The following is a 24,026-nucleotide window of genomic DNA, read 5'->3' on the forward strand; positions in this document are numbered from 1 at the left end:
CGCCGCCGTGGAGCGGATCGGCCAGGTCCGTCCCTTCGCCGAGGGCATGGGCACCGCCGCCCCGCGGATCGGCCTCGGCCGAGCTCCCTTCACCCGCCTCCGGCCGCAGCGACGACTCAGCGAGCCCTGGGCGCCGAGCGGCGCGTCAGGGCCAGCAGGCTTCCTGCGATGCCGATCACGATCAGAGCGATGGCGATGCTGATGCCGCCCGCGTCGTCCCAGTAGACATCCTCGAGACTCAGCAGCAGCGCCGCCTCATCGATGATCAATGCCGCACCCGCGCCGTAGGCGGCGCCCAGCCACGAGCGCATGCGGGGCGATCGTTCCACGAGGCTCACCCCTCCGGTCGCGAGCACCAGGAGGATGCCCCAGACGTAGTGGTGGATGTGCACACCGCCGGCGCTGACGTCACCGACTCCCGCGACGTCGATGTGGATCAGCCATGTCAGCAGTCTCATCAGGCCGAAAGTGAGAGTGAAGGCGAACCACGCCAGCACCAGTCCGCGGCGCCCCGGTGACACCTGACGTAGCCGGCGCGGCCTGGACGAGTAGGAGGACAGGGGCTTGACGGACTCGGGCTTCATCGTTCATACCGTTCTGTGCGTGAATGTGGGTCGGGAGTACCTCGGAGATGAACGGTGATGCGAACGTCCGGGTTGCGCCCGCCGACGCGGTGTACGGGTTCGACCTGATCCGGGCGCGCTCCGCTCCGGGGCGGATGCCCGCGGTGCGGTTCACAGGGAACTCGAAGCGGTCGGCCGCGAGGGCCGCGTGCGGGCGCGACGGCTACGACGACCGCCGCGACCGGAACGGCGACCGGTACGGCGAGGTCGTGCAGCGTCACGACCAACGCATGCCGATGGCGGAGAGCCGCTCCACACGCTCCGGGGACAGCGACGCCGCGCGCGAGCGCTGATTGCTGATCCAGGCGCCCAGCTTGATCTGCTGCTCCTGACCGCCGCCCATGCCGTCGACGGTGATGCGTTCGACGTGCTTGCGCGGTACCCGCAGGTGTCCCTCGCGCTCGTAGAACTGCGTCGCGGCCGCCAGGTTGGTGGCCCACTTGTCGGCCTGCGTACGGCGCGGCCGCGGCTTCTCCTCGTCGCCGGCGGGTTCGATGCCGAGGACGTTCTCGAGCATCCACTGCTGACCGCCGGTGAGCTTGTCGAAGCCCAGGCGCTGAGCACGGACCCAGCGTCCGAGGTCCTCGCCCTGCCGCACGACGCCGCCCGGTTCCGCCGGCAGCGCACCGCCGTCGTGCAGGTGCCGGCGGACCAGGTGGAAGGCGCGCTGCCACTCCACCGGCCAGGCCGGGCACCAGGAGGGGTCGATCCCCTCCAACTGCTCACGCCGCTCTTCCGACAGTGCTCCGGTCGCCGATCCCACCGGCCCTCCGCCGGCGCGCCGCTGCTCGATCTCGTCGGCCCTGCGGGCGGCGGCGCGCTGGTTCTTCAGCCAGATACCCACCCGGTAGCCCTGGTAGGTGGCGTCCAGCGGGGCGAGCAGGTGCCCGTGTTCGGCGGCCCAGCCGCGGGCGGCGGCCAGGCCCTCTTCCCAGGCGACGTCGGAGTGGGACCAGACCATGCCCAGCTTCTCCAGCTGGGCCACGCGGTCGGCGTCGAGGCGGCCGCGGGCATAGGAGCGGCGGGCGTCGGCCACCCACTGCCCCAGCGGGAACCGGGCGAGCGCGGCCGGCCACACCTCACCCTCACCCTCGCCGTGAGCCTCCGCTTCGGTGTCGGCGGGAACGCGGTAGGTGAAGGGCACCTTCAGATCCCCGTGCTCGCGGACGTAGATCACGGCGGCCTCGATGCCGCGCCGCCAGTGGGCATGCTCGGGATGCAGGACGCGCAGGTCGATGAAGGCCGCCAGAGCCGCCGGATCACGGGGCGTGGAGAACTTCAGCAGCGCCCTGGCCGGAGCACTGACCGCGGCCCGCCCCGCCCCCTCACCCTCATGCTCTGCTTCACCCTCGCCGTCACGGCCCTTGGGGGAGCGGCTCCGCACCTGCTGTTCGGCGAGCTGCTCCACGAACCGCGCGTCGTGCGCCCGCAGGGCCTCCAGCAGCTTGGCCAGGCCGCCGTAGGCGCGGGAGGTGAGCATGCTGTCGGCCGTCTCCCCGGGCCCGAGCAGGACAGGGACGACCAGGGAGGCGGTCTTGCCCTCACCGGGCTGCAGGCGCAGCGCCCGCCCGACGGCCTGGACCAGGTCGGGCATGGAGCCGCGCACGTCGGCGAAGTACACCGAGTCGCAGCTCCTGATGTCGACGCCCTCTCCGAGCACCTTCACCGAGCCCAGGAAGCTCTTCTCCACCACCGTGCCGTCACCGGCGGTGCCACCGGCGAACTCGGCGAGCACCCGCCGCCGGTGCAGCGGCTTGTGCTCGCCGTACAGCCAGTCGGCCCACACCGTCCTCGGATACAGCTCAGGATCGTCGGCATGCAGCTTGGCGGCGACGTCGGGCAGGCCGGCCGCGAACGCCTCGGCCTCCTTGACCTGATGGTGGAAGACCAGCGTGCGCTTGAAGCCCTCCTCGGCGGAGGCCTTCACCAGCGCCGTCTGCAGCGCGGCGAGCCGCGCCCCGCGCACGGCCTCGGAGCGCCCGTCCTCACCCAGCAGCTGGGCGGCCTGGAGGTGGGTGTCGGTGACGTCGACGCACACCACCTGATACGGCGCGCAGATCCCCCGGTCGATGGCCTCCGAGAGCGTGAGGGTGTAGCAGCGGCCGCCGAACGGCGAGGCCGGATCGTCCTCCATGGAGGCCACCAGCTCACCCGGAACGCCCCGCTCCTGGCCGGCGTCCTCGTCGAGCTGCCACAGCCGCGGCGTGGCCGTCATGTACAGCCGCCGCAGAGCGGGGACGCGGGCGTTGTCGTGCACGACCGCCCACGGCTTTCCGATCCGCCCGGAGGTGCGGTGCGCCTCGTCGACCACGATCAGATCCCAGCCGGGCAGGCCGGCGGCGTGCGCGCGCTCCAGTGTGCCCAGCCCGAGCGAGGCGTACGTGGCGAACACCGTCACCTTGTCGAAGGGGCGCACCCAGGCGACCAGCTCGCCCACGTCCGTGGTGTTCGGGAAAGAGGTCTGCGGCCCGCGCAGGGAGGAGACCCCGATCATCGGCCCCGTCCGGCCGCCCCGGCGCCAAGCGGCCTCCGTCTGCGCCAGCAGATCCAGCGAGGGCACCAATACCAGCACCCGGCCCGCCCGCAGCTCCTCCGCACTGCGCACGGCGACCAGGGTCTTGCCGGAGCCGGTCGCCATGACCACCTGCGTGCGCAGACCGCGCGCCGGCACCCGTCCGTCCCCGGGCGCCTCCAGCGCGCGCAGCACCGCGTCGACGGCCTCCCGCTGGTGCGGGCGCAGGGACATGCTCGTCATCGCGTCGCTCCGTCGTCCGTGCGGTCGTGACCGGTCATGGGCGTGCGGGGAGAAGGTCGGTGGGTGCCGGCGGCCCACTGTTCCAGAGCGTCCGGCGGGTTGCTCAGCAGTGCTCTGCGGCGGGACTGGGCCGTGGCGCGGCTGCTCAGGTGCATGGCCCTGGCCAGGGCGCTGTGCGAGCCGCGCCGGGCATGGAACGCGCGCACCGCGGCGTTGCGGGCGCCGGTCAGCCTCTCCAACAGCGTTGTGGTGCCGTCGATGGCGTCCGTGAGGTCGTCCACGGAGGCGTCGCCGGTGCGGAGTCGCGCGATGCCGTGCAGCGCGGTGCCGAGCAGCGCGGCCAGGGCTTCGGCGTCGGCGCCCAGGGCGTGGGCGTCGGCGGCCGTCAGCGGAACGGTCGGAGGACGGTCATGGTCGCTGCGGGAAGTGTCGCTCACAGGACCTCGTTCCTCGGGCAACGGCGCAGGGCGGTCCGGCCCTTCGCCGGGACGGTCGCGGATCGCGCGGCTGGAGGTGACACACATGGTGAGCCACCTCCCGGTGTATGACAACACATACCGTACGAGACTTCATACGGATGGAAGGCGGGTCGCCTGTGATTTTTCGAGTCGTGCTCGAATCGGCCCGCGCTCAGTAAGGCCGCTTCTTCACCGCCCCCGTCTGGAAGACCGGCGGCTGGGAGGCGCGAAGCGCCCGGGGCAGGCTGACACGCCTGCCCCGGGCGACTGCCTCACCTTTGCCGGGCGGCCCGGGTTTTGACGTACTGCCGCCTTCGGTGGCCGCCGGTGCCCCGGACGCCGGCGAGCGGTCGGGCCGCACTCCCACGTCCCTGCCCGGTGGGCTGGACAGCGACGCTCAACGGAGGAGGGCGAACTTTCAGTCCAGGGTCTTGAGCGCGTCGGTGCTGAACGGCGTGAGGTCGCTCTCCTTGCCGTTGAGGACCTTGTCCGCCCATTCCGGGTCCGCCAGCAACGCGCGGCCGACGGCGACGAGGTCGAACTCGTCCCGCTCCAGGCGCTCCAGGAGGCCTTCGACGCTCTCCACTCCGACCCGCGTCCCGGGAGCGAAGGAGGTGGGGTCGAAGGCGGCGTCCAGCCCTACGGAACCGACCGTGATGACGGGCTTGCCGGTGAGCTTCTTGGTCCAGCCCGCCATGTTCAGGTCGAGGCCGGTCTCGGGGAACTCGGGCTCCCAGTAGCGGCGGGTCGAGGCGTGGAAGGCGTCGACGCCGGCTCGGGCCAGCGGCTCCAGCAGCGCCTGGAGCTCGTCCGGGCCGGTGGCGAGTTTGGCGTCGTAGTTGTCGGCCTTCCACTGGGAGTAGCGCAGGATCACCGGGAAGTCCGGCGAGACCCGTTCGCGGACGGCGGCGACGATGTCGGCGGCGAACTTGGTGCGGGACAGCGGGTCGCCGCCGTAGGCGTCGGTCCGGCGGTTGGTCCGCTCCCAGAGGAACTCGTCGATGAGGTAGCCGTGCGCGCCGTGCAGTTCGATGCCGTCGAAGCCGATGCGTTCGGCTTCCCGCGCGGCCTCGGCGAAGGCCAGGATGATCTTGTCGATGTCGGCGAGGGAGAGCGTCTCGCCCGCACCGTGGGTGCCGTCGAGCGCGATGCCGGACGGGCCGACCGACGGGGCCTCGGTGAACGGCGGGTTCCCGGCCCGGCGGGTGATGCCGACGTGCCACAGCTGGGGCATGATCCGACCGCCCTCGGCGTGCACCGCGTCGACGACCCGGCGCCATCCGGCGAGCTGCTCCTCGCCGTGGAAGCGCGGCACGCTCTCCACGTCACCGGCGCTCGGGTGGTCGATGTAGGTGCCTTCAGTGATGATCAGGCCCGTTCCGGCCGCGGCGCGGCGGGCGTAGTAGGCGGCGACGTCGTCTCCCGGGATGCCGCCGGGGGACTGGGCCCGCGTCATGGGGGCCATCACGATCCGGTTCCGCAGTTCGGCCGAGCCCAGCGTGAAGGGCCTGGCGAGGTACTGGGCCGCGCGAGAAGTCATGGCGTCGTACTCCTGAGGGAGAGGCAATAATATGTGCTCGTTAAAAATACACATCGCCGGTGAAAGTGCAACTGTGTTGAGTACACTTTAAGGCGGGGTGGCGATGTTCGATATGCTTCGTCCGAGAGGAAAGGGTGGTGCTCCACGTGCTGGACGTCAGGTTCTCCAGCGCCCTGACCACGCTGCTGTTCCTCGCCGTCGCGGCCGAGGAGGGGTCCGCGCTGGTGAGTTCCACGCAGCTCGCCGAGCGACTGGGCACCAACCCCAGCCTGGTCCGCAAGATGGTGGCCTCGCTCGCCAAAGAGGGCCTGGTCGAGTCGGTGATGGGGCGTACGGGCGGCACGAGGCTGGCCCGGACCCCGCAGGACATCCCGCTCACCGAGGTCTACCTCTGCGCGGTCGGCGACAAGCCGTTGTGGACCTGCCGTCCCGAGGGCGAACACGAATACCGGGTGTCGACGCGCGCCGCCGCCTACTTCGAGCGACTGACCGAGCGGGCCGAGCAGGCCGTGCTCAGGACGCTGGGCGATCAGACGCTCGCCGACGCCCTGCACGAGATGCGCTGCTCGGAGCACTCGCAGCCCGAACCGCGGAAGTAGCCCCCACCGCGGACCGGGTCCGCCCCTTCGCTCCGGGCCCGTTGCGCGATCCCCCGCCGAGGGCTCCGTCAGGAAAGACCGGGATCGGTCCCCGGCGCCCTTCTGTGCCCTGTGGGCGGCCGAACCCGGGAGCACGGCCCGTCACGGCATAGGAGTGATCACCTGAAGCCCGCTCGCGGGAGGGCGGCTGTCGGGTCGCCCACGCCAGGACATCGGCCTGCCGCCTCCCCCACCGGCCCGGCAGCGCCTGGCCGACCGCTTCGGCATGTCCCTGCCGATCAGTCAGCGCAGGCTTCAGACGGCCGAGGCCCTCGCCCGCTTGTCCGCCGCCAACGGCGTCTCCCGGATATGTGGTCCCCGCCGGCCCGGGGCGTGCCGGCCGGCCCGCGGCAGATCCGCCGCGCCGCCGCCCGCGTCGTCGACGGGAACGCCTTCAACCTGGACTACCCGCTGGACGCCTTCGACCCGCCCATGTCCAGGGCCCGCGGCATCCCCGAGCACCGCATCACCGCCAAGCACGACCAGGCCCGTGACGACGTCCTGGACAATTTCCACCTGCAGGCCACCACCCAGATCGACGGCCTGCGGCACCGCCGCGCCTCCGGTCACGGCTTCTACAACGGTGTCCCCGACGACGAGATCCGCCCGCGCTCACCGCGCCTGGGCGTCCAGCTGTGGGCCGACGTCCCCCTCGCCGGCCGCGGCCTCCTGATCGATGTCGACGGCCTGCTCCGCGACCGCGGCACACCGCTCCACCACCCCGACGGCCCCGCCCTCACCACCGACCTCCTCGACGACGCGCTGGCCCGCCAGAACTGCCGGACCGAACCGGGCGACCTCGTGCTCGTCCACACCGGACGGGCCGACTGGTACCTCACCGCCGACCCCGAGGAACGTGCCCGGACCCGCGCCGCGCCACCGGCTTCGCCCGGAGCCGCACCTTCGCCGCCTGGTGCTGGGACCACCGCATCGCCCTGATGGCCACCGACACCTTCGCCGTGGAAGTCCTGCCCGTCCTGCCCGGCAGCGACTTCCACCACAGCGCACCCGAGGACGACGGCATGGTGCACCAGGAACTGATCGCGAAACTGGGCCTGCCTCTCGGCGAACTGTGGAACCTCACCGGCCTCGCCCGGGACTGCCGCGCCACCGGCCGCTGGGACAGCCTTCTCACCGTCAAGCCCCTCCACCTGACCGGAGGGGTCGGCTCACCCGCCAACGCCACAGCCCTACGGTGACCCTTCCACTGCGAGGGCTTCACCCCCGCCCTGTCGGTAAGGGCGGGGGTGAATGCCTTCAGCAAGCGCCGGCTCGCCGTGAGTGGGAACGGGCCCGGGCGGTGAGGACGACGGTCGCGGCCTTCGTGGTCAGGCTCCGTGCACGGTGAGCCGGTAGCCCTCGGGGCCGGTGAAGGTGAACGCCGGCCCGAAGGGGGTGTCCTGCAGCGGGGTGACGTCCTGCGTGCCGGCCGCGACGAGTCGCTCGCGCAGCGTGGGGGCGTTGTCGGTGCGCAGCCACAGTGCCACGCCCAGGCCGGGACGTGCGGCGTCGTCCAGGTCGACGCCGGGCAGCGGCTCGCGGACGGCGAACGGGATCGGGGCGGTGGCGAAGACGACCGCGTTGGCCGGTCCACCGGGCGCCCGGCGCAGGCCGAGGTTGTCCTCGAAGAACGCGGCCGCGGCCGGTACGTCCCTGACCTGCAGGGCGATGAAATCGGGGCCTTCGACGGTGGCGCTCATGGTGACTCCAGAAGGTGATCGGCGGCAACGTTGATGTCAGAACTTTGACATGCGAGACGATAGGCGCCCTCTCTCGGTGTGTCAAAATGCTGACATGGAAGACCGTGCGCCAGTCCCTCCGCCCCATCCGGCCGAAGACGTCACCGAGCATGTGGGATACCGCCTCAAGAAGGCTTCGGCCGCCCTGCGCGGCGCCATGGACAAGGCCCTGCGCGAGCACGACCTCACCGTCCCGCAGTACTCCTGCCTGGAACTCCTCGATGAACAGCCCGGCCTGTCCAACGCCGACCTCGCCCGGGGCACCTTCGTCACCCGGCAGTCCGCCAACGTCGTCCTGCGCGGCCTCAAGGACGCCGGACTGATCACCCAGGCCACCAGCACCGACCACGGCCGGGCCCTGCCCATCCACCTCACCGCGGCCGGGCAGCAGCGCCTGCACGGCGCACGCAGCGCCGTCTACGCCATCGAACAACGCATGATCGAAAGCATCCCCGCGCAACGGATGACCGCCCTCCTGGCCGACCTCGACACGATGACCGAGGCCCTCGGCGCATGACCCCCACGGCCGCCCCGCCCTTGCCACGCAAGGCGTGGGGCGACCGTCGCGTCATCCCCCCGGAGGACCCCGACGACCTCCGGAGGACCGCGGCGTCGAGGCCCGGGCCGCGGACGGTGAGCTGCCGGTTCATCGGGCGGCGGTGGGTGTCGTCGATTCGGAGGCCCGCACCCGGCGGCCGGCCGCCTCGCCGTCGGGCGGGTCGGCCCGCCGGAATCTTGGCCGGCCGGAGCAGTGGCTCTGTCGGCGAGAACGGGGGCCTCGCGACGCCGGCAACCGGATACCGGCGCGGCCCGGGTACGCACAGGTACGCAAGGTGCCTTCCGGAGGAGGGAGCGATCGGACACCACGCGGGTGCACGGCACGGCACGAGGGCTTGCCGTGCCGTGCACCCGCGGCCGGGGATCAGCCGGCGTAGGGGGTGGCGATGTCGAGCGTCCAGGTGACGCCGAAGCGGTCCTCGAGCATCCCGTAGAGCGGGGCCCACCCGGACGGGCCGAGGTCCGCGATGATCGTGGCGCCCTCGGACAGGGCCTTCCAGTAGCCGGTGATCTCCTCGGCGTCCTCGCCGCGGACCGAGACGAAGAACGGCCGGTCGCCCGCGTCGTACGTCTGGTTCTCGCGGACGTCGTAGGCCATGACGTGGAAGCCGTTGTCGGCGCGGACCTCGCCCCACAGGATCCGGTCGGTGTCCGCCGGGTGCTCCACGTCCTGGGCCTGGCCGTAGGTGAACGCGACGAGCCGCCCGCCGAACACCGACCGGTAGAACTCCAGCGCCTGGAGGGCCCTGTCCCGGAAGTTCAGATGCACGGTGGTGGTGATGCCCATGGTGTCTCTCCTGCTCGAACGGTGTGTTGCCGACAGGAGCGAGATTCACAGGGGTAGGTGCCAGGTTGTGTCACCTTGCTCGGGGAGAATCAGGCGCATGCCGAAAACCTCCGCGCGCCTGCTGGCCCTGTTGTCGCTGCTGCAGACCCGCCGCGACTGGCCGGGCGCCCTGCTGGCCGAACGGCTCGACATCAGCCTGCGCACCGTTCGCCGTGACGTCGACCGGCTGCGCGAACTCGGTTACCCCATCGCCGCCTCCAAGGGCCCCGACGGCGGTTACCGGCTCGCGGCCGGCACCAGCCTTCCCCCGCTGCTGTTCGACGACGAGCAGGCCATCGCCCTCACCGTCGCCCTGCAGATCGCCGCCACCACCCCGGGAAGCGGCCACGCCGAACCGGCCGCCCGGGCTCTGCACACCATCCGCCAGGTCATGCCCGCCCGGTTGCGCAACCGCATCGACACTCTGCAGGTCACCGCCGTCGAACAGCCCACCGCACAGCCGGCCGAACCCGTCGACGGCGACGTGCTGCTCGCGCTCAGCGCCGCCGCCCGCGCCCACGAGACCCTGCGCTTCGACTACGGCACCGATGACCCCGACCGGCCCCCGCGCCGCGCCGAACCACACCACGTCATCACCTGGAACCGGCGCTGGTACCTCGTCGCCTTCGACCTCGACCGCCGGGACTGGCGCATCTACCGCGTCGACCGGATCACCCCGCGCACCCCCAACGGGCCCCGCTTCGGCCCACGAGAACTGCCCGGCGGCGACGTGGCCGCCTTCGTCACCGGCCGCTTCCGCGGCTCCACCGACACCACCGGCGACTGGCCGTGCACCGGCACCGTCGTCCTCGGCCTGGACGCCGCCGCCCTGGCCCCCTACGTCCGTGACGGAGTCCTCGAAGAACTCGGCCCGGGCCGATGCAGGCTCACCCTCGGATCCTGGTCCTGGGTCGGCCTCGCCGCCGCCATCGCCCGCTTCGACGCCGACACCACGGTCGTCGGCCCGCCCGAACTCACCCACGCGTTCGCGCACCTGGCCCGCCGATGCGCCGGCGTGACCGGTCCCACCGCACAGGGGAACGCCGCGAAAGCGGCTCTTCCGGGTTTCCCGACGATACCCGTACGGTATCGGCACCCCGGAAAAGGTCTTGGACAGTCTCCGTGCCCGGCAGTGGAATCGGGGCATGACTGACGAACACGAGGCCAGTGAGCGGACCGCGGACCCGGCCGTGTCGGCCGACATGACCGACCAGCCGGCCGTCATGCTCAGCACCTTCACGCCGGATCTGTACGTGCAGTACTTCCGGGACCTCCAGGACATGATCGCCGGCGGTCAGGCGCCGACGCCGCAGGCGAACGTCCAAGCGATGAGCCGTTACGCCACCGACTTCGCGCGGAAGCCGGAAGGATGAGGCCGCCCGGCGGAAGACGGGCAGCAGACACCACGTGATCCGCTACGGGCGCGGCGCTCCGCTCCGGGCCGTCACCACTGCCGCCGGCGTCAGTGACGTCACCCGAACCCTGGGCGCCGTCCGGCGGGTCGTGCGACCGTGATGGCACCGGGTCAGTTCTCGCGGGCCGGAGTGCGCCCGGTCGCGGGGCGTTCGTGCCCCTCGGGTCCGGGCAGGACCGCCAGTGCGGTGTCTGCGACGTTCCGCAGCGTCTCCGGGTCCATGCCGGCCTTGCCCACTGCCTCGATACCGCGGACCACCGTCAGCAGCAGTGCCGCCAACCGCTCCGGATCCGCGGCGCTGTCGATGTCGCCGTGGCGCTGGGCGGCTTCGATCTCCGTCCGCAGCAGGGCCAGCAGTGCCGTCATGGTCTCGGCCGACCGTCCGGCGACCGCCGGATCATGCTGGGCCAGTTCCGCCGCGCCCTTGGCCAGCAGGCACCCGCGGCGCTCGGTGTCGGAGGCGGTGTTCTCCGCCATCAGGTGCACGTATGCCGACAGCCGGTCCAGGGCTTCTGCGTCCGGGCCGCCTGTCAGCCGCTCTTCGGCCACCTCGACGACCGCGGTGCACCAGTCGCCGAACACGCGGTGGAACAGCTTGCCCTTGTCGCCGAACGCGCCGTAGAGGCTGCCCTTGCCCAGGCCGGTCGCCCGGGCGATGTCGTCCATCCGGGTTCCCGCGTAGCCGGTCGCCCAGAACTGTTCCCGGGCCCGCTCCAGGACTTGGCGTTCGTCGAATGCGCGTGGTCTCGGCATGGTCTCAGCCTACTCATTCTTGACTCGGTCGTCCATTACCGCCTACGTTGTGGACGATCCATTCCATAACTGAAGGGGTTCGCCATGCCAGGCGTACTGCAGGAGAAGGTGGCCGTGATCACCGGAGGGACCAGCGGGATCGGGCTGGCCATCGCCCACCGCTTCGTCCGGGAGGGCGCACGGGTCTTCGTGACCGGCCGGGACGTCGACCGCCTCGAAGCGGCGGTCAAGGAGCTGGGCCCCGCGGCCACCGGCGTACGATCCGACGTCTCGGTCCTGGCCGACCTGGACGCCCTCTACGCGCGAGTCCGCGAGGACGCCGGACGCATCGACGTGCTGGTGGCCAACGCGGGCATCGTCGCGGACGCCGCGCTCGGCGCCCACACCGAGGCGAACGTCGACCTGACGCTCGCCGTCAACGTCAAGGGCCCACTGTTCACCGTTCAGAAGGCGCTTCCGCTGCTGGCGGAGAACGCCTCCGTTCTGGTCGTCGGCTCCAGCAACAGCGTGCGGCCCAATGAACAACTCGAGGTCTACAGCGCCTCGAAGGCGGCGGTGAGCAACCTCGTGCACAACTGGGCCCGGCAGTCGCGGGAGCGCCGCTTCCGGGTCAACGTGCTCAGCCCGGGACCCACCCGGACCCCTGGCCTGCTGGGCGCCGCGGGGCCGGACGCCGACCGGTTCGCCGAGGCCACCGTGCCACTGGGGCGGCTGGCCGACGCCGAGGAGATCGCCGAGGCCGCCCTCTTCCTGGCATCGGACGCCTCGTCGTTCGTCACCGGCGCCGAACTCTTCGCCGACGGCGGCTACACCCGGGCCTGACCGACGGCCGGCGGTGCGCACCCGGTCCCCCGAAACGACGGGGCGCACTCCCGGCCGCGTTCGTGCGTCGTGCGAGGCCCAGTGCGTCCGCAGCAACGAGATCGTGGCCGGGGCCTCCTCGGGCGACGTCGGCCGAGGAGGCCCCGGCCACCGCTCCGGCTGATCGTCCGCTGCACCTCGTTCCCACGTCGGTGGATCGTCCTGCCGAAGCCGGCGGGCCGGCCGCCCCTGCCGCCTTTGTGCCGCCGGCCGGCCCGCTGGTTCCCCGGTTCGGGGATCGTGTGCTCGATCCGGCGTCGCCGCAGGTGGCGGAGTACGCCGGGGCACCCTCCACGCGCATGCTCGCTACGCGCCCGTCTCGTGCTCCGAACGGTCCGGGGCCGGCGGCCCGTTGTAGGTGACCACGACCGGAGCGTTCGCTTGCGCCCGTACGCGGTCCGACGCCGCCGCGATCTCCTCGTAGCTCCATTCCCTGTACAGGCGCTCCCCCTGAGCATCGGTGATGTCGATGACCACGCCGGTCCATTCCTCGGCGGGCTGTTCGGGGACGAGCCCCAGCACGTACGTGGCGTCCCGGAGGAGGGATTCGGTGACGCGTATGCCGGTCAGTCGCTCGGTCAGGGCGAGGACCGCCGCCTTCCGGTCGACGTCCGGGGCGCTCTCGTCGTGCTCTCCCTCCAAGGTCAGGGGGAAGCCGACTTCCCGCAGCAGGGGAACCAGTTCATCGGGGGTGGTGCCGTCGCGCGACGAGGGGCCTTCGAACGCCGTACGGAGCTCACCGTCCTCGAACCAGTGGAAGAGGTCGATGGGCTTGCCGCCGTTGGTCGAGTGCGCCACGACCCGGCCGCCCTTCGACAGCGTCTCCACGCACGGCGCCGCGATCCCCAGACCACTGTCGAGGCCCAGGACGAGTGTCCAGTCACCGTTCTCGCCCGAAGCGCTGAAGGCGCCCGCGACGTAGGACTCGTCCCAGTAGTCGTCCACCTCGGCGCGGTGAGCGTCGTCCGCCTCGATCAGCCCGGCCGTTCCCTCCCCCGTGCCGCGTGGTTCCGCCTCCATCGTGCGCAGCACCTCGCGCGGGGTCCGCCCTCGTACCAGCGTCAGGGTGTATCCGCTCTCCATCATGGGGCGAAAGAGCGGCGAGGTGCGGATCCAGGCGTAGTCGTGCGCGGTCACCGTGTTCATACGGCGCAGTGTGCCCGACGCCGCTGACAACGCCCGGTGCTAGCCGGTTCTTCCGGCTGGAGTCGGTCCTCGGGCCGCCCCGCCGAGTCCGTGTCGGCAGCGTGACCGTGTGACGAGCCCGTACGGTCGTTTCGGCGTCAGCCGCATCGTGCCGGGAAGCGCGTGACGCACTTCTCGACAGTCCGGACGAGCTCGCGTGCACTCCGCGTCTTCACGCAGCCGCCCGGCACACGCGGTAAACCGGCGGTTTCTCGGCGGCCTCACGCCTTGCGGACAAAGACATCGGGCGCCGGTCGTACGCGGTGATGCCGGGGCCTTGTCCGGGCGTGGGCGGTGGTCGTTCCTCCGCGGACGGCGTCCGTGTCCGCCGGGCCGGGCACGGGCGGGGAGGTCTCTACGGCGAGGAGCCTCAGTGCCGCTCAGGACCGTCCTCGGAGTGCAGGCCGCGGATCGTGGCCGGATCGGCCAGTCCGGAGACGGTCAGTACGGGGGCCAGGAGGGGAGCGGCGACGATCTCCAGCCGGTCGGCGTGCACGAACAGTACGTTCAGGCCCGCGCTGTCGAGGTATTCCACCGCGGTCAGGTTCAGTACGAGCGGTCCGGAGGCGCCGTCCAGGACCTTGGCGAGGGTGTTGATGTTGCTCATGTCGATCTCCTCTGCGGCCGTCAGCTCGTGTGCGTCCCGCTCGTCGGAGCCGGGGCGCTGCCGCATCCGCCGCCACCGGACGACAGCTTGACCATCCGCCCTTGCTGGTCGGCGCCGCCCCAGTCGGTGTACTGGGCGACGTTGCCGCCGTCGGCGGTGGAGGCGCCCTGCACCTCCACCGCCTTGCCGCTGTTGCGATCGACCGGGACGTACCGGCGCGGGTGTCCACCGTCGCCCCCTCGGCGGGCGCCGGACGCACGCGGCGAGCACGCCGATCGCGAGGGTCGCCGCCACCACGGCGGCGACCCGGGACTACCAGCGATGTCTCCGTGAAGGGACGACGGAGGCCGCGCCGGGGGCCGTCACCGATGCACCCTTCCGCTCGTGGCGGGCTCTGTCAGGTGCGGGTCCAGCGCTGGTTGCTGCCGTTCGTGCAGGAGTAGAGCTGGATCAGGGTGCCGTTGGCGGTGCCGTTCCCGACGGCGTCGAGGCAGAGGCCGGACTGGACGCCGACGATGGAGCCGTCGGAGTTGAGGCGCCACTTCTGGTTGTCGGCGCCCCAGCAGCTGTAGATCTGGACCTTGGCGCCGTTGCCGGTGCCGGCGGCGTCCAGGCACTTGTTGCCGTAGACCCTGAGTTCACCGGCGTCGGTGTACGTCCACTGCTGGTTGGTGTTGCTGTTGCAGTCCCACAGCTGGACCTGGGTGCCGTCGGTGGTACTGGCGCTGGGCACGTCCAGGCAGCGGCCCGAACCGACGCCCTTGATCTGTCCGCCGTCCGCGGGAGGCGTGGAGGTGCCGCCGTTGAGCGCGTTGAGGACGGCGGTGTACGCGGCCTTCTTGCTGCCGTCGTTGTTGAACAGCAGCGGCGTGTCCGACGCTCGCCAGGAGTCGCTGTCGCGCACCCCCCAGACGGTGATGCCGAGGCAGCGCGCGACGGCCAGGCAGTCGTTGGTCACGGCGGCGTAGGTCGTGGCCGAGGCGCCCTGGATGTCGAGCTCGGTGATGGCCACGTCGACGCCGAGGGCGGCGAAGTTCTGCAGGGTGGTGCGGAAGTTGCTGTTGTAGGGGCTGCCGCTGTTGAAGTGCGACTGGAAGCCCACGCAGTCGATCGGCACGCCGCGCTGCTTGAAGTCCTTGACCATGTTGTACATGGCCTGGGTCTTGGCCCAGGTCCAGTTCTCGACGTTGTAGTCGTTGTAGCAGAGCTTGGCGGCCGGGTCGGCGGCGCGCGCGGTGCGGAAGGCGACCTCGATCCAGTCGTTGCCGGTGCGCTGCAGGTTGGAGTCGCGCCGGGCCCCCGAGCTGCCGTCGGCGAAGGCCTCGTTCACGACGTCCCACTGGGCGATCTTGCCCTTGTAGTGGGCCATCACGCCGTTGATGTGGTCGATCATGGCCTGGCGCAGTGCGCTGCCGCTGAGGCTCTGCATCCAGCCGGGCTGCTGGGAGTGCCAGGCCAGGGTGTGGCCGCGCACCTGCTTGCCGTTCTGCACCGCCCAGTTGTAGACGCGGTCGGCGGAGGAGAAGTTGAACTGCCCCCGCTGCGGCTCGGTGGCGTCGATCTTCATCTCGTTCTCGGCCGTCACCATGTTGAACTCACGGTTGGCGATCGACGTGTACGTCGAGTCGCTCAGCCTGCCCGAGGCGATGGCGGTGCCGAAGTAGCGGCTGCTCTGCGCCGCCGCGGCGCCGAGCGTGCTCTCGGCGGCGTGCGCGGTCGGCGGCGTGACCAGTGCGGTGACCACGCCGAGGACGCCGACGAGCAGCGCCAGCAGCAGGCCGCGGATCTTACGGCGGCCAACGGGTCTGGGAAGGGCGTACGAGCCCATGGCTGTGCCTCCAAGGTAGAGATCACGGAAGAACTGGAGCGCAGGGAAACGCGTCTGTGCTCCCACTCGGCCGGCGGACGGAGCGTGCCGGAACCCGGGCAGCACGGAATCACCCGGCACCGCGGTCACGGGACCGGGGCGGTCTCAACCGGCATGGACGGCACCCCGCCGGCCGTCGGGTGACGTACGGCGGGCGGCGGCGGTGTTTCGACGGGGCATGGGGGTACTCCATCGCGGCTCAGCCGGGGGGCCGTCACGCGGCGTCACGTACCTCTTCGACTGAGCGAAGAGCCAGGATGCGCTGGTGCGAACCTCACCGGAACGAAACGGGGTGACGCGGGTGCTTCGGTGCGCGGATCTTTTGTGCGGCTGTGCGGCTGTGCGTGGATCTGCCGTGCGGCTGTGCGTGGATCTGCCCTGCAGCACAGACTGCTCAGGCAGACATGGTTCGGCATCTCGAACCGAGGCCGGTTTCCCAGACAGGGATGATTGAGGTGATGACGATGGACCGTCAATACTCCCCGCAGAAAAAGTTTCCGTTCTACGTTCGAACCTTTCGGTATGCAGTCAGGCCGGACGGCGGACCTCCGGCGCCCCATCGTTCCGTGCCGTAGGGCCTGGGCCGGAGCCAGGACGCGTATGCGGACGCTGCTTGCCCGTTCCGCGGCGGACCCTTGGACTGGCGCTTCATAGCGCGAGCTTCCTGGGTGTTCCCATTCGGCGCGACAGCGTGTCAAGCCCGCAGGGGGCGGCACTGTTTGTGAAGAGATCGGCGACAGGCCTTGACCAGAGGGCCCCGCATTCCTAGCTTGTGGCGTCAAAGCTTCGGAAAATTCTTCGAAACATTTCGAGACTGCTCCCCCTCCGCACGTCTGCTCCGTGGTTCATCGAGGTCACCTCACCCCCGCCCACCGAAGGAGGCCCTCTGATGCGGTTCCGCCACCCGTCACCGGTCCGTCCAAGACGATTACTCGCCGTTCTCGCACCCCTGCTGCTCGTGGCCACCTTCCTCGGTGCCCAGCCCGCCGGCGCGGCGACCGTGGACACCAGCGCCTGGTATGTGCTGGTCAACCGCAACAGCGGCAAGGCTCTGGACGTCTACAACATGGCGACCGACGACGGCGCCCGCATCACCCAGTGGACCAGGAACGACCAGAACCAGCAGCAGTGGCAGTTCGTCGATTCCGGGGACGGCTACTACCGCCTCAAGTCCCGCCACTCGGGCAAGGTGCTGGACGTCTACAACTGGTCCACCGCGAACGGCGGCTCGATCGTCCAGTGGACCGACCTGAACGCCGCCAACCAGCAGTGGCGGCTGGCCGACAGCCCGGACGGCTACGTGAGGCTCATCTCGCGCCACAGCAACAAGGCCCTCGAAGTACAGGGCGCCTCCACCGCCGACAACGCGAACATCGTCCAGTACGACGACTGGGGCGGCGCCAACCAGCAGTGGCAGCTCGTCCGGGTCGGGGCCGAGAACCCCGGCCAGTGCGGCCTTCCGTCGACATACCGCTGGACGTCGACGGGCGCGCTGGCACAGCCCAAGCAGGGATGGGTCTCGCTCAAGGACTTCACCGTCGCCCCCTACAACGGCAGGCAGCTCGTCTACGCGACGACGCACGACACGGGGACGAGCTGGGGTTCGATGAACTTCGGCCTGTTCACCAACTGGTCGGAGATGGCCTCGGCCAGCCAGAACACGATGTCGAGTGCCACCGTCGCGCCCACGCTCTTCTACTTCGCGCCGAAGAACATCTGGGTGCTCGCCTACCAGTGGGGCGGGACCGCCTTCTCCTACCGGACGTCGAGCGACCCCACCAACCCGAATGGCTGGTCGTCCTCGCAGGTGCTCTTCTCCGGGAGCATCACCGGCTCCCCGACAGGCCCCATCGACCAGACGCTCATCGGTGACGGGACGAACATGTACCTGTTCTTCGCCGGTGACAACGGCAAGATCTACCGGGCCAGTATGCCGATCGGGAACTTCCCGGGCAGCTTCGGCACGGCCTCGACCGTGGTCATGAGCGATACGACGAACAACCTGTTCGAAGCCCCGCAGGTCTACAAGCTGCAGGGCCAGAACCGCTACCTCATGATCGTCGAGGCGATCGGCTCGCAGGGCCGCTACTTCCGCTCGTTCACGGCCACCAGCCTGAACGGCTCGTGGACCCCGCAGGCCACGACCGAGAGCAACCCCTTCGCCGGCAAGGCCAACAGCGGCGCCACCTGGACCAACGACATCAGCCACGGCGAACTGCTCCGCACCGGCCCCGATCAGACCATGACCGTCGATCCCTGCAATCTGCAGTTGCTCTACCAGGGACGCAGCCCCAGCTCAGGCGGCGACTACGGCCTCCTGCCCTACCGTCCGGGTCTGCTGACACTGCAGCGCTGACGGCAGGACACGGATCCGCCTCCGACAGGGAGACGGCGTGGCGGGCTCGGCGGAAGGCCGAGCCCGCCCGAGTGGGCGGCAACGAAAGCGCCCATACGGCGACGGAGCGAGGGGCCGGCGACGCTGCCCGCGGACTTGCCTGCCTGGGGCCGCGTCCGTGCCTTCCACCGCCGCCGGCGGAACACGGGCCTGGTCGAAGCGGTGCACGACCGGCTGCGTGAACAGGTGCGCAAGCGCAAGGCTGCCGGGCGGGATGCGGAGCCGAGTGCGGGGACCACCGACGCGCAGTCGGTCAAGGCCGCCGCCTCCGTGCCGACCGTCGCGCGGGGCTCCGACGGCGGAAGGAGACCAACGGCCGCAAGCGGCACATCGTGGTCGACACCCTGAGCCTGCTGCTGACAGTCATGGTCGCGGACGTCCGGGTGGCTGATGCGTCCCCGCCTTACGACCCTGGACCACGAGAGGCGCAGCGACACCGCCGAGGCCATGGCGCGGTGGGCGATGCCCGTCATCATGAGCCGCCCGGCCCGGCAGCGATGCTGAAGCCGCCGGGGTGAACCCGTGCTGGGTAGCTGCGGGCCGGTCCGACGGGGGACGTCCTGAACGTGCCGATGCGGTTCGTCGGTTCCGCGGTGGACGCCGACGGGGAACGGGGGCGAGCGCCGGTGAGGGGTACCGGCGGAGGCCGCCACGTCCTGCGGGCCCGGCTGCCCGCGCACCGCAGCTCAGCCAGGGACAACTTGTCCCCGGATGAAGCTGCCCTTCATCCGCATCCCGGTTCGCGTCAAGATTGCTTTGTCGAACAGAGGAGGTCGGACGATGGACCGGGCGTTGCTGGCGGATTTTCTCCGCGCGCGTCGTGAGGCGCTGCAGCCGGAGGACGTCGGGCTTCCCCGCGGGCCGCGACGCCGCACCGGCGGGCTGCGGCGCGAGGAGGTGGCCGCGCTTGCCGGCATGTCGGCCGACTACTACGGCAGGATCGAGCAGCAGCGCGGTCCGGCGCCGTCGGAGCGGATCCTCGTCGCGCTCGCCCGGGCGCTGCGTCTCAACCAGAGCGAGCGTGACCACCTCTTCGTCCTCGGCGGCCTCTCGGCGCCGCGGCGGATCCTGCGTGACGATCACATCAGTCCCACGATGATGCGGATCGTCTCCAGCCTCTCGGACGTGCCCGCGATCGTGCTGTCACGGTTCGGCGAGGCGTTGCTGCAGACGCCCCCGGCGGTCGCGCTGCTCGGCGACTACACCCGGTACTTGGGTCTGTCGCGCTACCTGGCCCACCGCTGGTTCACCGGCGACCCGCTGATCCGCGGCCTCTATCCCGTCGAGGACCATCCGGTGCGGGGCAGGGTCTTCGCCGCGGAGATCCGCGACGCCTACACAGCCGATCCCACGGGGAAGGCCGGCGAGATCGTCGCGGCACTGCTGGAGACCAGTCCGGAGTTCGCGAACATCTGGCGGTTGCACGAGGTGGGCGTGACCCACCATCACGACCTCAAGCGCTACCTGCACCCCGAGCTGGGGGAGCTGGAGCTGTACGCCGAGATGCTGCTGGACCCGGAGCAGTACCAGACGCTGCTGGTGTTCACCGCCGTGCCTGGCTCTCCCAGTCACGGCAAGCTCAAGCTCCTGGCCACCGTCGGCGTCCGGGACCGCTGAGCCCTGTCGGCCCTCTCGCACCCGGAAGCACCGCCTCGAGACCGAAGCGTGCTCCGGCCCCTCAATGCTTCAAATCTGAAGCACTTTCCATCGATGAAAGGTGGTATCTGCCATGAAGGCAGTGCGTTTCCACGAGTACGGCGCTCCGGACGTCCTGCGCTACGAGGACGTGGAACAGCCGGTCCCCGCCGCGGGGGAGGTCCTGCTCCGGGTGGCCGCGACGTCGTTCAACCCGGTCGACGGCAACATCCGCGCGGGTTTCATGCAGGGCCCCATCCCGGTGACCCTGCCGCACACCCCCGGCATCGACGTCGCGGGGACGGTCGAAGCGCTGGGCGAGGGTGTCGACGGCCTCGCGGTGGGTGACGAGGCGATCGGCTTCCTACCGATGACCGGAGCCGGCGCGGCCGCGGAGTACGTCCTCGCACCGGCCGGGACGCTGACGTCGGCGCCCAAGAGCATCCCGCTGGCCGACGCGGGCGGGCTGCCGCTGGTCGGGCTCACCGCCTGGCAGGCCCTCTTCGACCACGCCAAGCTGACCGCGGGGCAGCGCGTGCTGATCAACGGCGCGGGCGGTGCGGTCGGCGGCTACGCCGTCCAGCTGGCCAAGCACGCCGGCGCCCACGTGATCGCCACGGCCGGCCCGCGCAGCAGCGAGCGCGTCAGGGCGGCGGGCGCCGACGAGGTGTTCGGCCACGGGGTTCCCGAGCTTTCCGCGGTGGTCGACGTCGTCCTCAACCTCGCGCCGGTCGAGCCGATGGAACTGGCCGCGCTGACCTCCGTGGTCCGCGACGGCGGCATCGTGGTGAACACGACGGTGTGGATGGCCGCGCCGTCCGACAAGCAGCGCGGCGTGCGCGGCGTCAACCTCTTCGTCAACAGCGACGCCGCCCAACTGGCGCGGCTCGTGGAGCTGGTCGACGCCGGTGAGCTGCGCGTCGACATCGCCCGGCGGGTGCCGCTGGCCGACCTGCCGGCCCTGCACGCCGAAGCGGCCGAAGGCGCGATCTCCGGCAAGGTCGTCGTCCTTCCCCCGGCCACCGCCTCCCGTTAGGCGGCAGCCGTCCCACTCGGCTTCGACTCCGACCACTCGGCCTCGACTCCGAGTTCACCGAGGTGTTCGCCCCCCATGGCCCTGGTCAGGGGGGAACGCCGATCCCCCCGGGCGGTGGGTGACGTTCCCACGCGCCACGCCACAGGGGAGCCGAACGGCGATGCCCCGTCGGCGGCCCGGCCGATGCCCACCGACGTGACGACCGGCAGGCATCACAAGCACCGTGCGACGGCCGACGGCTGCGAGACGGGTCGCCGTGCGCTGGTACGCGACGGCCGACGGCACCACACGGGTCACCATGCGCTGCTACGCGAAGGCCGACGCCGCATCCGGTCCGGCGGTGCTGCTTACCCACGGCCGCGGCTGCGTCCTCGGCCGCACCGACCTGTCCGACGGACCGGTCTCCCACTGTGTCCCCGCCGGCGGCGTGCCGTGCTGCCGGCCGAGCACCGCCACGCCCCGGACTTCCACCCCCCCGCGGGTGCGCCGCTCGACGAGCCCGACCCGGCCACCGTCCACGGCGGCGGCCCTTACGGCCGCACCGACCGTCCCGCCCTCACACCACGGAGCGCTGAACCATGACCACACTCCTCATCGGCCCGACCGACAGGACCGTCGCGATCACGGTCCAACAGCGGACCCGACAGAGACCGCCGGAAACCTTCCGCATCCTGGCACCCATCGACCTTCCCACCGTCTTCCGCCCGGTGGCGCCGTTCCCCGGCGTCTCGAGCGTGGCGAACCAGACCGAGACCTGGGACCACGCGGGCCCGCGGAGAAATCCGCAGTTCGACGACGGATCACAGGTCGACGAAGAGCTCACCGAATACACGGAAGGGTCCAGTTTCGCCTACCAGCTGACCAACTTCACCAACGTCCTCTCCCGCCTGGCGGCCGGCGTCCGGGGCGAGTTCAACGTCAGTCCCGACGGTGACGGCTCGCTCATTCGATGGACCTACGAGTTCAAGCCACTGCCCGGCCGCCGCTGGATCCTCGCGGGTCCCTTCGCCCCGCTCTGGCGCCGGTACATGGTGGCCGCCCTCGCTCGATGCGTCCAGGTGATCGAAGCGGAGAAGAGCCGCGCATAGGCGTGCCTCCGGTCCACCGCAGGCGTGCGGAGGCGCCGATCTCCTGGGCCGGAGGCCCGGGGCCCATGCCGCGCGCGGTCGGCCCCCTCGAACGCGCGCGGCGTCGCCCAGCCGGACGTCGGCGCGCGGGGGCCACGGCCCGACTCACCACCGCGTAAGGGGATCGCTGATCCATCTGATCGGACCGACGATCCGGAGACTTCGGATCGCTGGTCCGGTCAGGACCGCCACACCGAAAGGAGCGAACGACATGGCGTCGGAGGGAAAGACGCACAAGGTACGTCAGGGGACCGCGGACTGGTTCCGGATGGCGGGCGACATGATGTGCGAGGCCGCGCTCGACGCCGGGCTCCCACCGGATCTCACGGTGTCGCTGGTCGAGCGGTACACCGACGGGACCGAACTGCCGGAGGGCCTCGTCCAGGGCATCCGCTTCGACGTCAGCCACGGGCAGCCGTCCTTCAGGGTCGGTGTGCGCGTGGACGAGCGGGCGGACGTCACGGTCGAGGTCACGGCCGCGGCGGCGCGACGGCTCAACGAGCTGTACAGCACCGATCCCGACTACGACGCCGCACGCCGCCGCTTCCTGAGCACGGGCGAGATGCGGGTGGAGAGCGACACCACGGCCCTCGACGGCGTCCTCGAAGCCGTTCACGACCCGATCGTCGACCGGACGTCGTGACGCGCCGGACGCGAGCACACGACCGGGGAAGGCGCCGGACGCACCCAGCGCCTCACCACGGACAACCTCACCAGGCACGACCTCACCAGGCACGACCTCACTACGCACAACCTCACCACGGACGAACGGAACGGTGATGACGATGACGCACTCCGAGACTCTCCACCAGGAAAGGGAGCACGCCCGGGACCGAAGCGGCGCCGGCCGGTCGCCGGTCGTACGTCTCTACACGCTCGACGGCGGGCTCACCGAGTTCGACGACGCCGCGGTGTTCTCCGACACCGGCGAGTACGAGGGCCGGTCCGTGCAGCTTCCGACACCGAGCTATCTGATCCGGCACGACGCCCAGTGGATGATCTGGGACACCGGGAACGGCGACCGTCTGGCCTCCGTGCCCGGCGGTGAGGTCAAGTTCGGCGGGCGTTTCACCCAGCCCCGCACCCTGGCGGGACAGCTGGCGGAGCTGGGCCTCCGGCCCGGCGACATCGACTACGTCGGAATCTCGCACCTCCACCAGGACCACACCGGCAACATCCCCCTGTTCAAGGACGCGACCTTCCTCGTCTCGGCCGCGGAGCTGGCGTGGGCACGCGGCAACCCGACACCGTTCGGCGTCGAGGCACCGTCGATCGCGCCGCTCAACGCGGTCCGTCTCGAACCTCTGGAGGGGGACCGGGACGTCTTCGGGGACGGGACCGTCCGGATCCTGCGGGCTCCCGGTCACACCCCGGGCTCCGCGATGCTGCTCGTCAGGCTCCCGAACTCCGGGCCGGTGCTGCTGTCCGGCGACGTGTTCCACACGCGCGAGAACTACGAGAAGGACCTGGTCCCCGGCGTCAACACCAGCCGCGCCGAGTCGTTGGCGTCGTCCCGGCGGTTCCGGAGCATCGTGGCGAACACGAACGCCCGGGTCGTCATCCAGCACGACCCCGAGGACTTCGCCTCGCTGCCGGCGTTCCCCGAGTACCTCGACTGAAGGGCTGCGCCGTCCGGCCGCGACCTCCTCGGCAGGACACGTCGCCCCAGGTCGGGAAGGCCGGGCCCCTTCGAACCGGCCCGCGTCCGCGGCGAGGGGCGCCGCTCGTCGAGCAGTTCCAGGAACGCCTCCGTGGCGGCGCCGCGGGGGCGCGGCGCCGCCCGACGACAGCGCGACTCCGGCGTGACGGCGTGGCCGGTTCGGCATGTCGCACCACCGACCACCCCTCGGTTCGGTGCCGGTGGTGAGAGCCGGTGGGGGATGTCGCGGCGGGTGGTGCCGTCCGCCCGACGCGGTCGCCCGCCGCAGGCCCGGGGCACCGGAGGGTACGCGTCCGCAGTCGGGTCCGGAAACCCACAGAGTCTGACAGGAGCATTGATTGCCTTGTAT

General features: G+C 70.9%; 23 protein-coding genes and 2 pseudogenes. 13 read left to right on the forward strand and 12 right to left on the reverse strand.

Going from position 1 to position 24,026, the window contains the following annotated elements:
• Positions 1 to 116: 116 nt before the first annotated feature.
• The 4 genes from IE271_RS28450 to IE271_RS28465 all read right to left on the reverse strand — a co-directional run bounded on the left by IE271_RS28450 (position 117) and on the right by IE271_RS28465 (position 5,376).
• Positions 117 to 584, reverse strand: a complete 468-nt coding sequence (locus IE271_RS28450; RefSeq protein ID WP_190193328.1) for a hypothetical protein — start codon at positions 582 to 584, stop codon at positions 117 to 119.
• Between the two features lie 256 nt (positions 585 to 840).
• Positions 841 to 3,378 carry a DEAD/DEAH box helicase gene (locus IE271_RS28455; RefSeq protein ID WP_229919611.1) on the reverse strand — a complete coding sequence of 846 codons (2,538 nt, stop codon included), beginning with the start codon at positions 3,376 to 3,378 and terminating at the stop codon, positions 841 to 843.
• Entirely contained in the window at positions 3,375 to 3,815 is a 441-nt protein-coding gene (locus IE271_RS28460) for a hypothetical protein (protein ID WP_190193329.1), read from the reverse strand. The genes IE271_RS28455 and IE271_RS28460 overlap by 4 nt, the downstream gene beginning before the upstream one ends.
• A 439-nt stretch (positions 3,816 to 4,254) precedes the next feature.
• Positions 4,255 to 5,376, reverse strand: a complete 1,122-nt coding sequence (locus tag IE271_RS28465; protein WP_190193330.1) for an NADH:flavin oxidoreductase — start codon at positions 5,374 to 5,376, stop codon at positions 4,255 to 4,257.
• A gap of 137 nt (positions 5,377 to 5,513) precedes the next feature.
• Here IE271_RS28465 and IE271_RS28470 point away from each other — a divergent pair, with 137 nt between their 5' ends.
• From IE271_RS28470 to IE271_RS42365, 3 genes are all read left to right on the forward strand, one after another.
• Positions 5,514 to 5,975, forward strand: coding sequence for an Rrf2 family transcriptional regulator (locus IE271_RS28470; protein ID WP_229919612.1), 462 nt, complete (start codon positions 5,514 to 5,516; stop codon positions 5,973 to 5,975).
• A 348-nt stretch (positions 5,976 to 6,323) separates the two neighbouring features.
• Complete coding sequence (locus tag IE271_RS28475) at positions 6,324 to 6,953, forward strand: cyclase family protein (protein WP_229919613.1); 630 nt, start codon at positions 6,324 to 6,326, stop codon at positions 6,951 to 6,953.
• On the forward strand, positions 6,953 to 7,213 hold the full coding sequence (locus tag IE271_RS42365) for a hypothetical protein (RefSeq protein ID WP_229919614.1): 261 nt from the start codon (positions 6,953 to 6,955) through the stop codon (positions 7,211 to 7,213). The genes IE271_RS28475 and IE271_RS42365 overlap by 1 nt, the downstream gene beginning before the upstream one ends.
• 129 nt (positions 7,214 to 7,342) lie before the next feature.
• On the opposite strand, the gene IE271_RS28480 is transcribed toward IE271_RS42365, so the two are convergent.
• Positions 7,343 to 7,714 (reverse strand): VOC family protein, encoded by a 372-nt coding sequence (locus IE271_RS28480; protein WP_190193331.1) that lies wholly within the window; start codon positions 7,712 to 7,714, stop codon positions 7,343 to 7,345.
• Between the two features lie 94 nt (positions 7,715 to 7,808).
• On the opposite strand from IE271_RS28480, the gene IE271_RS28485 reads away from it, so the two are divergent.
• Positions 7,809 to 8,270 carry a MarR family winged helix-turn-helix transcriptional regulator gene (locus IE271_RS28485; RefSeq protein WP_190193332.1) on the forward strand — a complete coding sequence of 154 codons (462 nt, stop codon included), beginning with the start codon at positions 7,809 to 7,811 and terminating at the stop codon, positions 8,268 to 8,270.
• A 405-nt stretch (positions 8,271 to 8,675) separates the two neighbouring features.
• Here the strand turns inward: IE271_RS28485 and IE271_RS28490 are convergent, their stop codons facing one another.
• A complete protein-coding gene (locus IE271_RS28490) occupies positions 8,676 to 9,098 on the reverse strand; it encodes a VOC family protein (RefSeq protein ID WP_190193333.1) in 423 nt (140 codons plus the stop codon).
• Between the two features lie 97 nt (positions 9,099 to 9,195).
• Between IE271_RS28490 and IE271_RS28495 the strand changes: the two genes are divergently transcribed.
• Both IE271_RS28495 and IE271_RS42370 read left to right on the forward strand, forming a co-directional pair.
• The gene (locus IE271_RS28495; RefSeq protein ID WP_190193334.1) at positions 9,196 to 10,290 is read left to right on the forward strand and encodes a helix-turn-helix transcriptional regulator; all 1,095 of its coding nucleotides are present in this window, start codon (positions 9,196 to 9,198) and stop codon (positions 10,288 to 10,290) included.
• Between the two features lie 43 nt (positions 10,291 to 10,333).
• A pseudogene (locus IE271_RS42370) lies at positions 10,334 to 10,510 on the forward strand (cupin domain-containing protein); the annotation flags it as partial.
• Between the two features lie 152 nt (positions 10,511 to 10,662).
• On the opposite strand, the gene IE271_RS28505 reads toward IE271_RS42370, so the two are convergent.
• Positions 10,663 to 11,304, reverse strand: coding sequence for a TetR/AcrR family transcriptional regulator (locus IE271_RS28505; RefSeq protein WP_190193335.1), 642 nt, complete (start codon positions 11,302 to 11,304; stop codon positions 10,663 to 10,665).
• An 84-nt stretch (positions 11,305 to 11,388) separates the two neighbouring features.
• Between IE271_RS28505 and IE271_RS28510 the strand changes: the two genes are divergently transcribed.
• Complete coding sequence (locus tag IE271_RS28510) at positions 11,389 to 12,126, forward strand: SDR family NAD(P)-dependent oxidoreductase (RefSeq protein WP_190193336.1); 738 nt, start codon at positions 11,389 to 11,391, stop codon at positions 12,124 to 12,126.
• A gap of 155 nt (positions 12,127 to 12,281) precedes the next feature.
• Here the strand turns inward: IE271_RS28510 and IE271_RS42375 are convergent.
• The 5 genes and pseudogenes from IE271_RS42375 to IE271_RS28530 all read right to left on the reverse strand — a co-directional run.
• A pseudogene (locus IE271_RS42375) lies at positions 12,282 to 12,437 on the reverse strand (IS5/IS1182 family transposase); the annotation flags it as partial.
• 34 nt (positions 12,438 to 12,471) lie between these two features.
• Positions 12,472 to 13,311 (reverse strand): DUF6461 domain-containing protein, encoded by an 840-nt coding sequence (locus IE271_RS28515; RefSeq protein ID WP_190193337.1) that lies wholly within the window; start codon positions 13,309 to 13,311, stop codon positions 12,472 to 12,474.
• Between the two features lie 409 nt (positions 13,312 to 13,720).
• On the reverse strand, positions 13,721 to 13,957 hold the full coding sequence (locus tag IE271_RS28520; RefSeq protein WP_308435222.1) for an anti-anti-sigma factor: 237 nt from the start codon (positions 13,955 to 13,957) through the stop codon (positions 13,721 to 13,723).
• A gap of 20 nt (positions 13,958 to 13,977) precedes the next feature.
• Positions 13,978 to 14,130, reverse strand: a complete 153-nt coding sequence (locus tag IE271_RS44025) for a hypothetical protein (RefSeq protein ID WP_373308854.1) — start codon at positions 14,128 to 14,130, stop codon at positions 13,978 to 13,980.
• A gap of 224 nt (positions 14,131 to 14,354) precedes the next feature.
• The gene (locus IE271_RS28530; protein ID WP_190193339.1) at positions 14,355 to 15,785 is read right to left on the reverse strand and encodes an endo-1,4-beta-xylanase; all 1,431 of its coding nucleotides are present in this window, start codon (positions 15,783 to 15,785) and stop codon (positions 14,355 to 14,357) included.
• A gap of 928 nt (positions 15,786 to 16,713) precedes the next feature.
• Here IE271_RS28530 and IE271_RS28535 point away from each other — a divergent pair.
• From IE271_RS28535 to IE271_RS28560, 6 genes are all read left to right on the forward strand, one after another.
• Complete coding sequence (locus tag IE271_RS28535) at positions 16,714 to 18,180, forward strand: non-reducing end alpha-L-arabinofuranosidase family hydrolase (protein ID WP_190193340.1); 1,467 nt, start codon at positions 16,714 to 16,716, stop codon at positions 18,178 to 18,180.
• 819 nt (positions 18,181 to 18,999) lie between these two features.
• On the forward strand, positions 19,000 to 19,836 hold the full coding sequence (locus IE271_RS28540) for a helix-turn-helix transcriptional regulator (RefSeq protein ID WP_190193341.1): 837 nt from the start codon (positions 19,000 to 19,002) through the stop codon (positions 19,834 to 19,836).
• A 112-nt stretch (positions 19,837 to 19,948) separates the two neighbouring features.
• A complete protein-coding gene (locus IE271_RS28545) occupies positions 19,949 to 20,890 on the forward strand; it encodes an NADP-dependent oxidoreductase (protein WP_190193342.1) in 942 nt (313 codons plus the stop codon).
• Between the two features lie 578 nt (positions 20,891 to 21,468).
• Entirely contained in the window at positions 21,469 to 21,978 is a 510-nt protein-coding gene (locus tag IE271_RS28550) for an SRPBCC family protein (protein WP_190193343.1), read from the forward strand.
• A gap of 250 nt (positions 21,979 to 22,228) precedes the next feature.
• Positions 22,229 to 22,660 (forward strand): hypothetical protein, encoded by a 432-nt coding sequence (locus IE271_RS28555; RefSeq protein ID WP_229919615.1) that lies wholly within the window; start codon positions 22,229 to 22,231, stop codon positions 22,658 to 22,660.
• Positions 22,661 to 22,802: 142 nt separating this feature from the next.
• Entirely contained in the window at positions 22,803 to 23,636 is an 834-nt protein-coding gene (locus IE271_RS28560) for an N-acyl homoserine lactonase family protein (protein WP_190193344.1), read from the forward strand.
• Positions 23,637 to 24,026: the final 390 nt, after the last annotated feature.

This window comes from Streptomyces minutiscleroticus, assembly GCF_014650875.1.
Lineage (GTDB): Bacteria > Actinomycetota > Actinomycetes > Streptomycetales > Streptomycetaceae > Streptomyces > Streptomyces minutiscleroticus.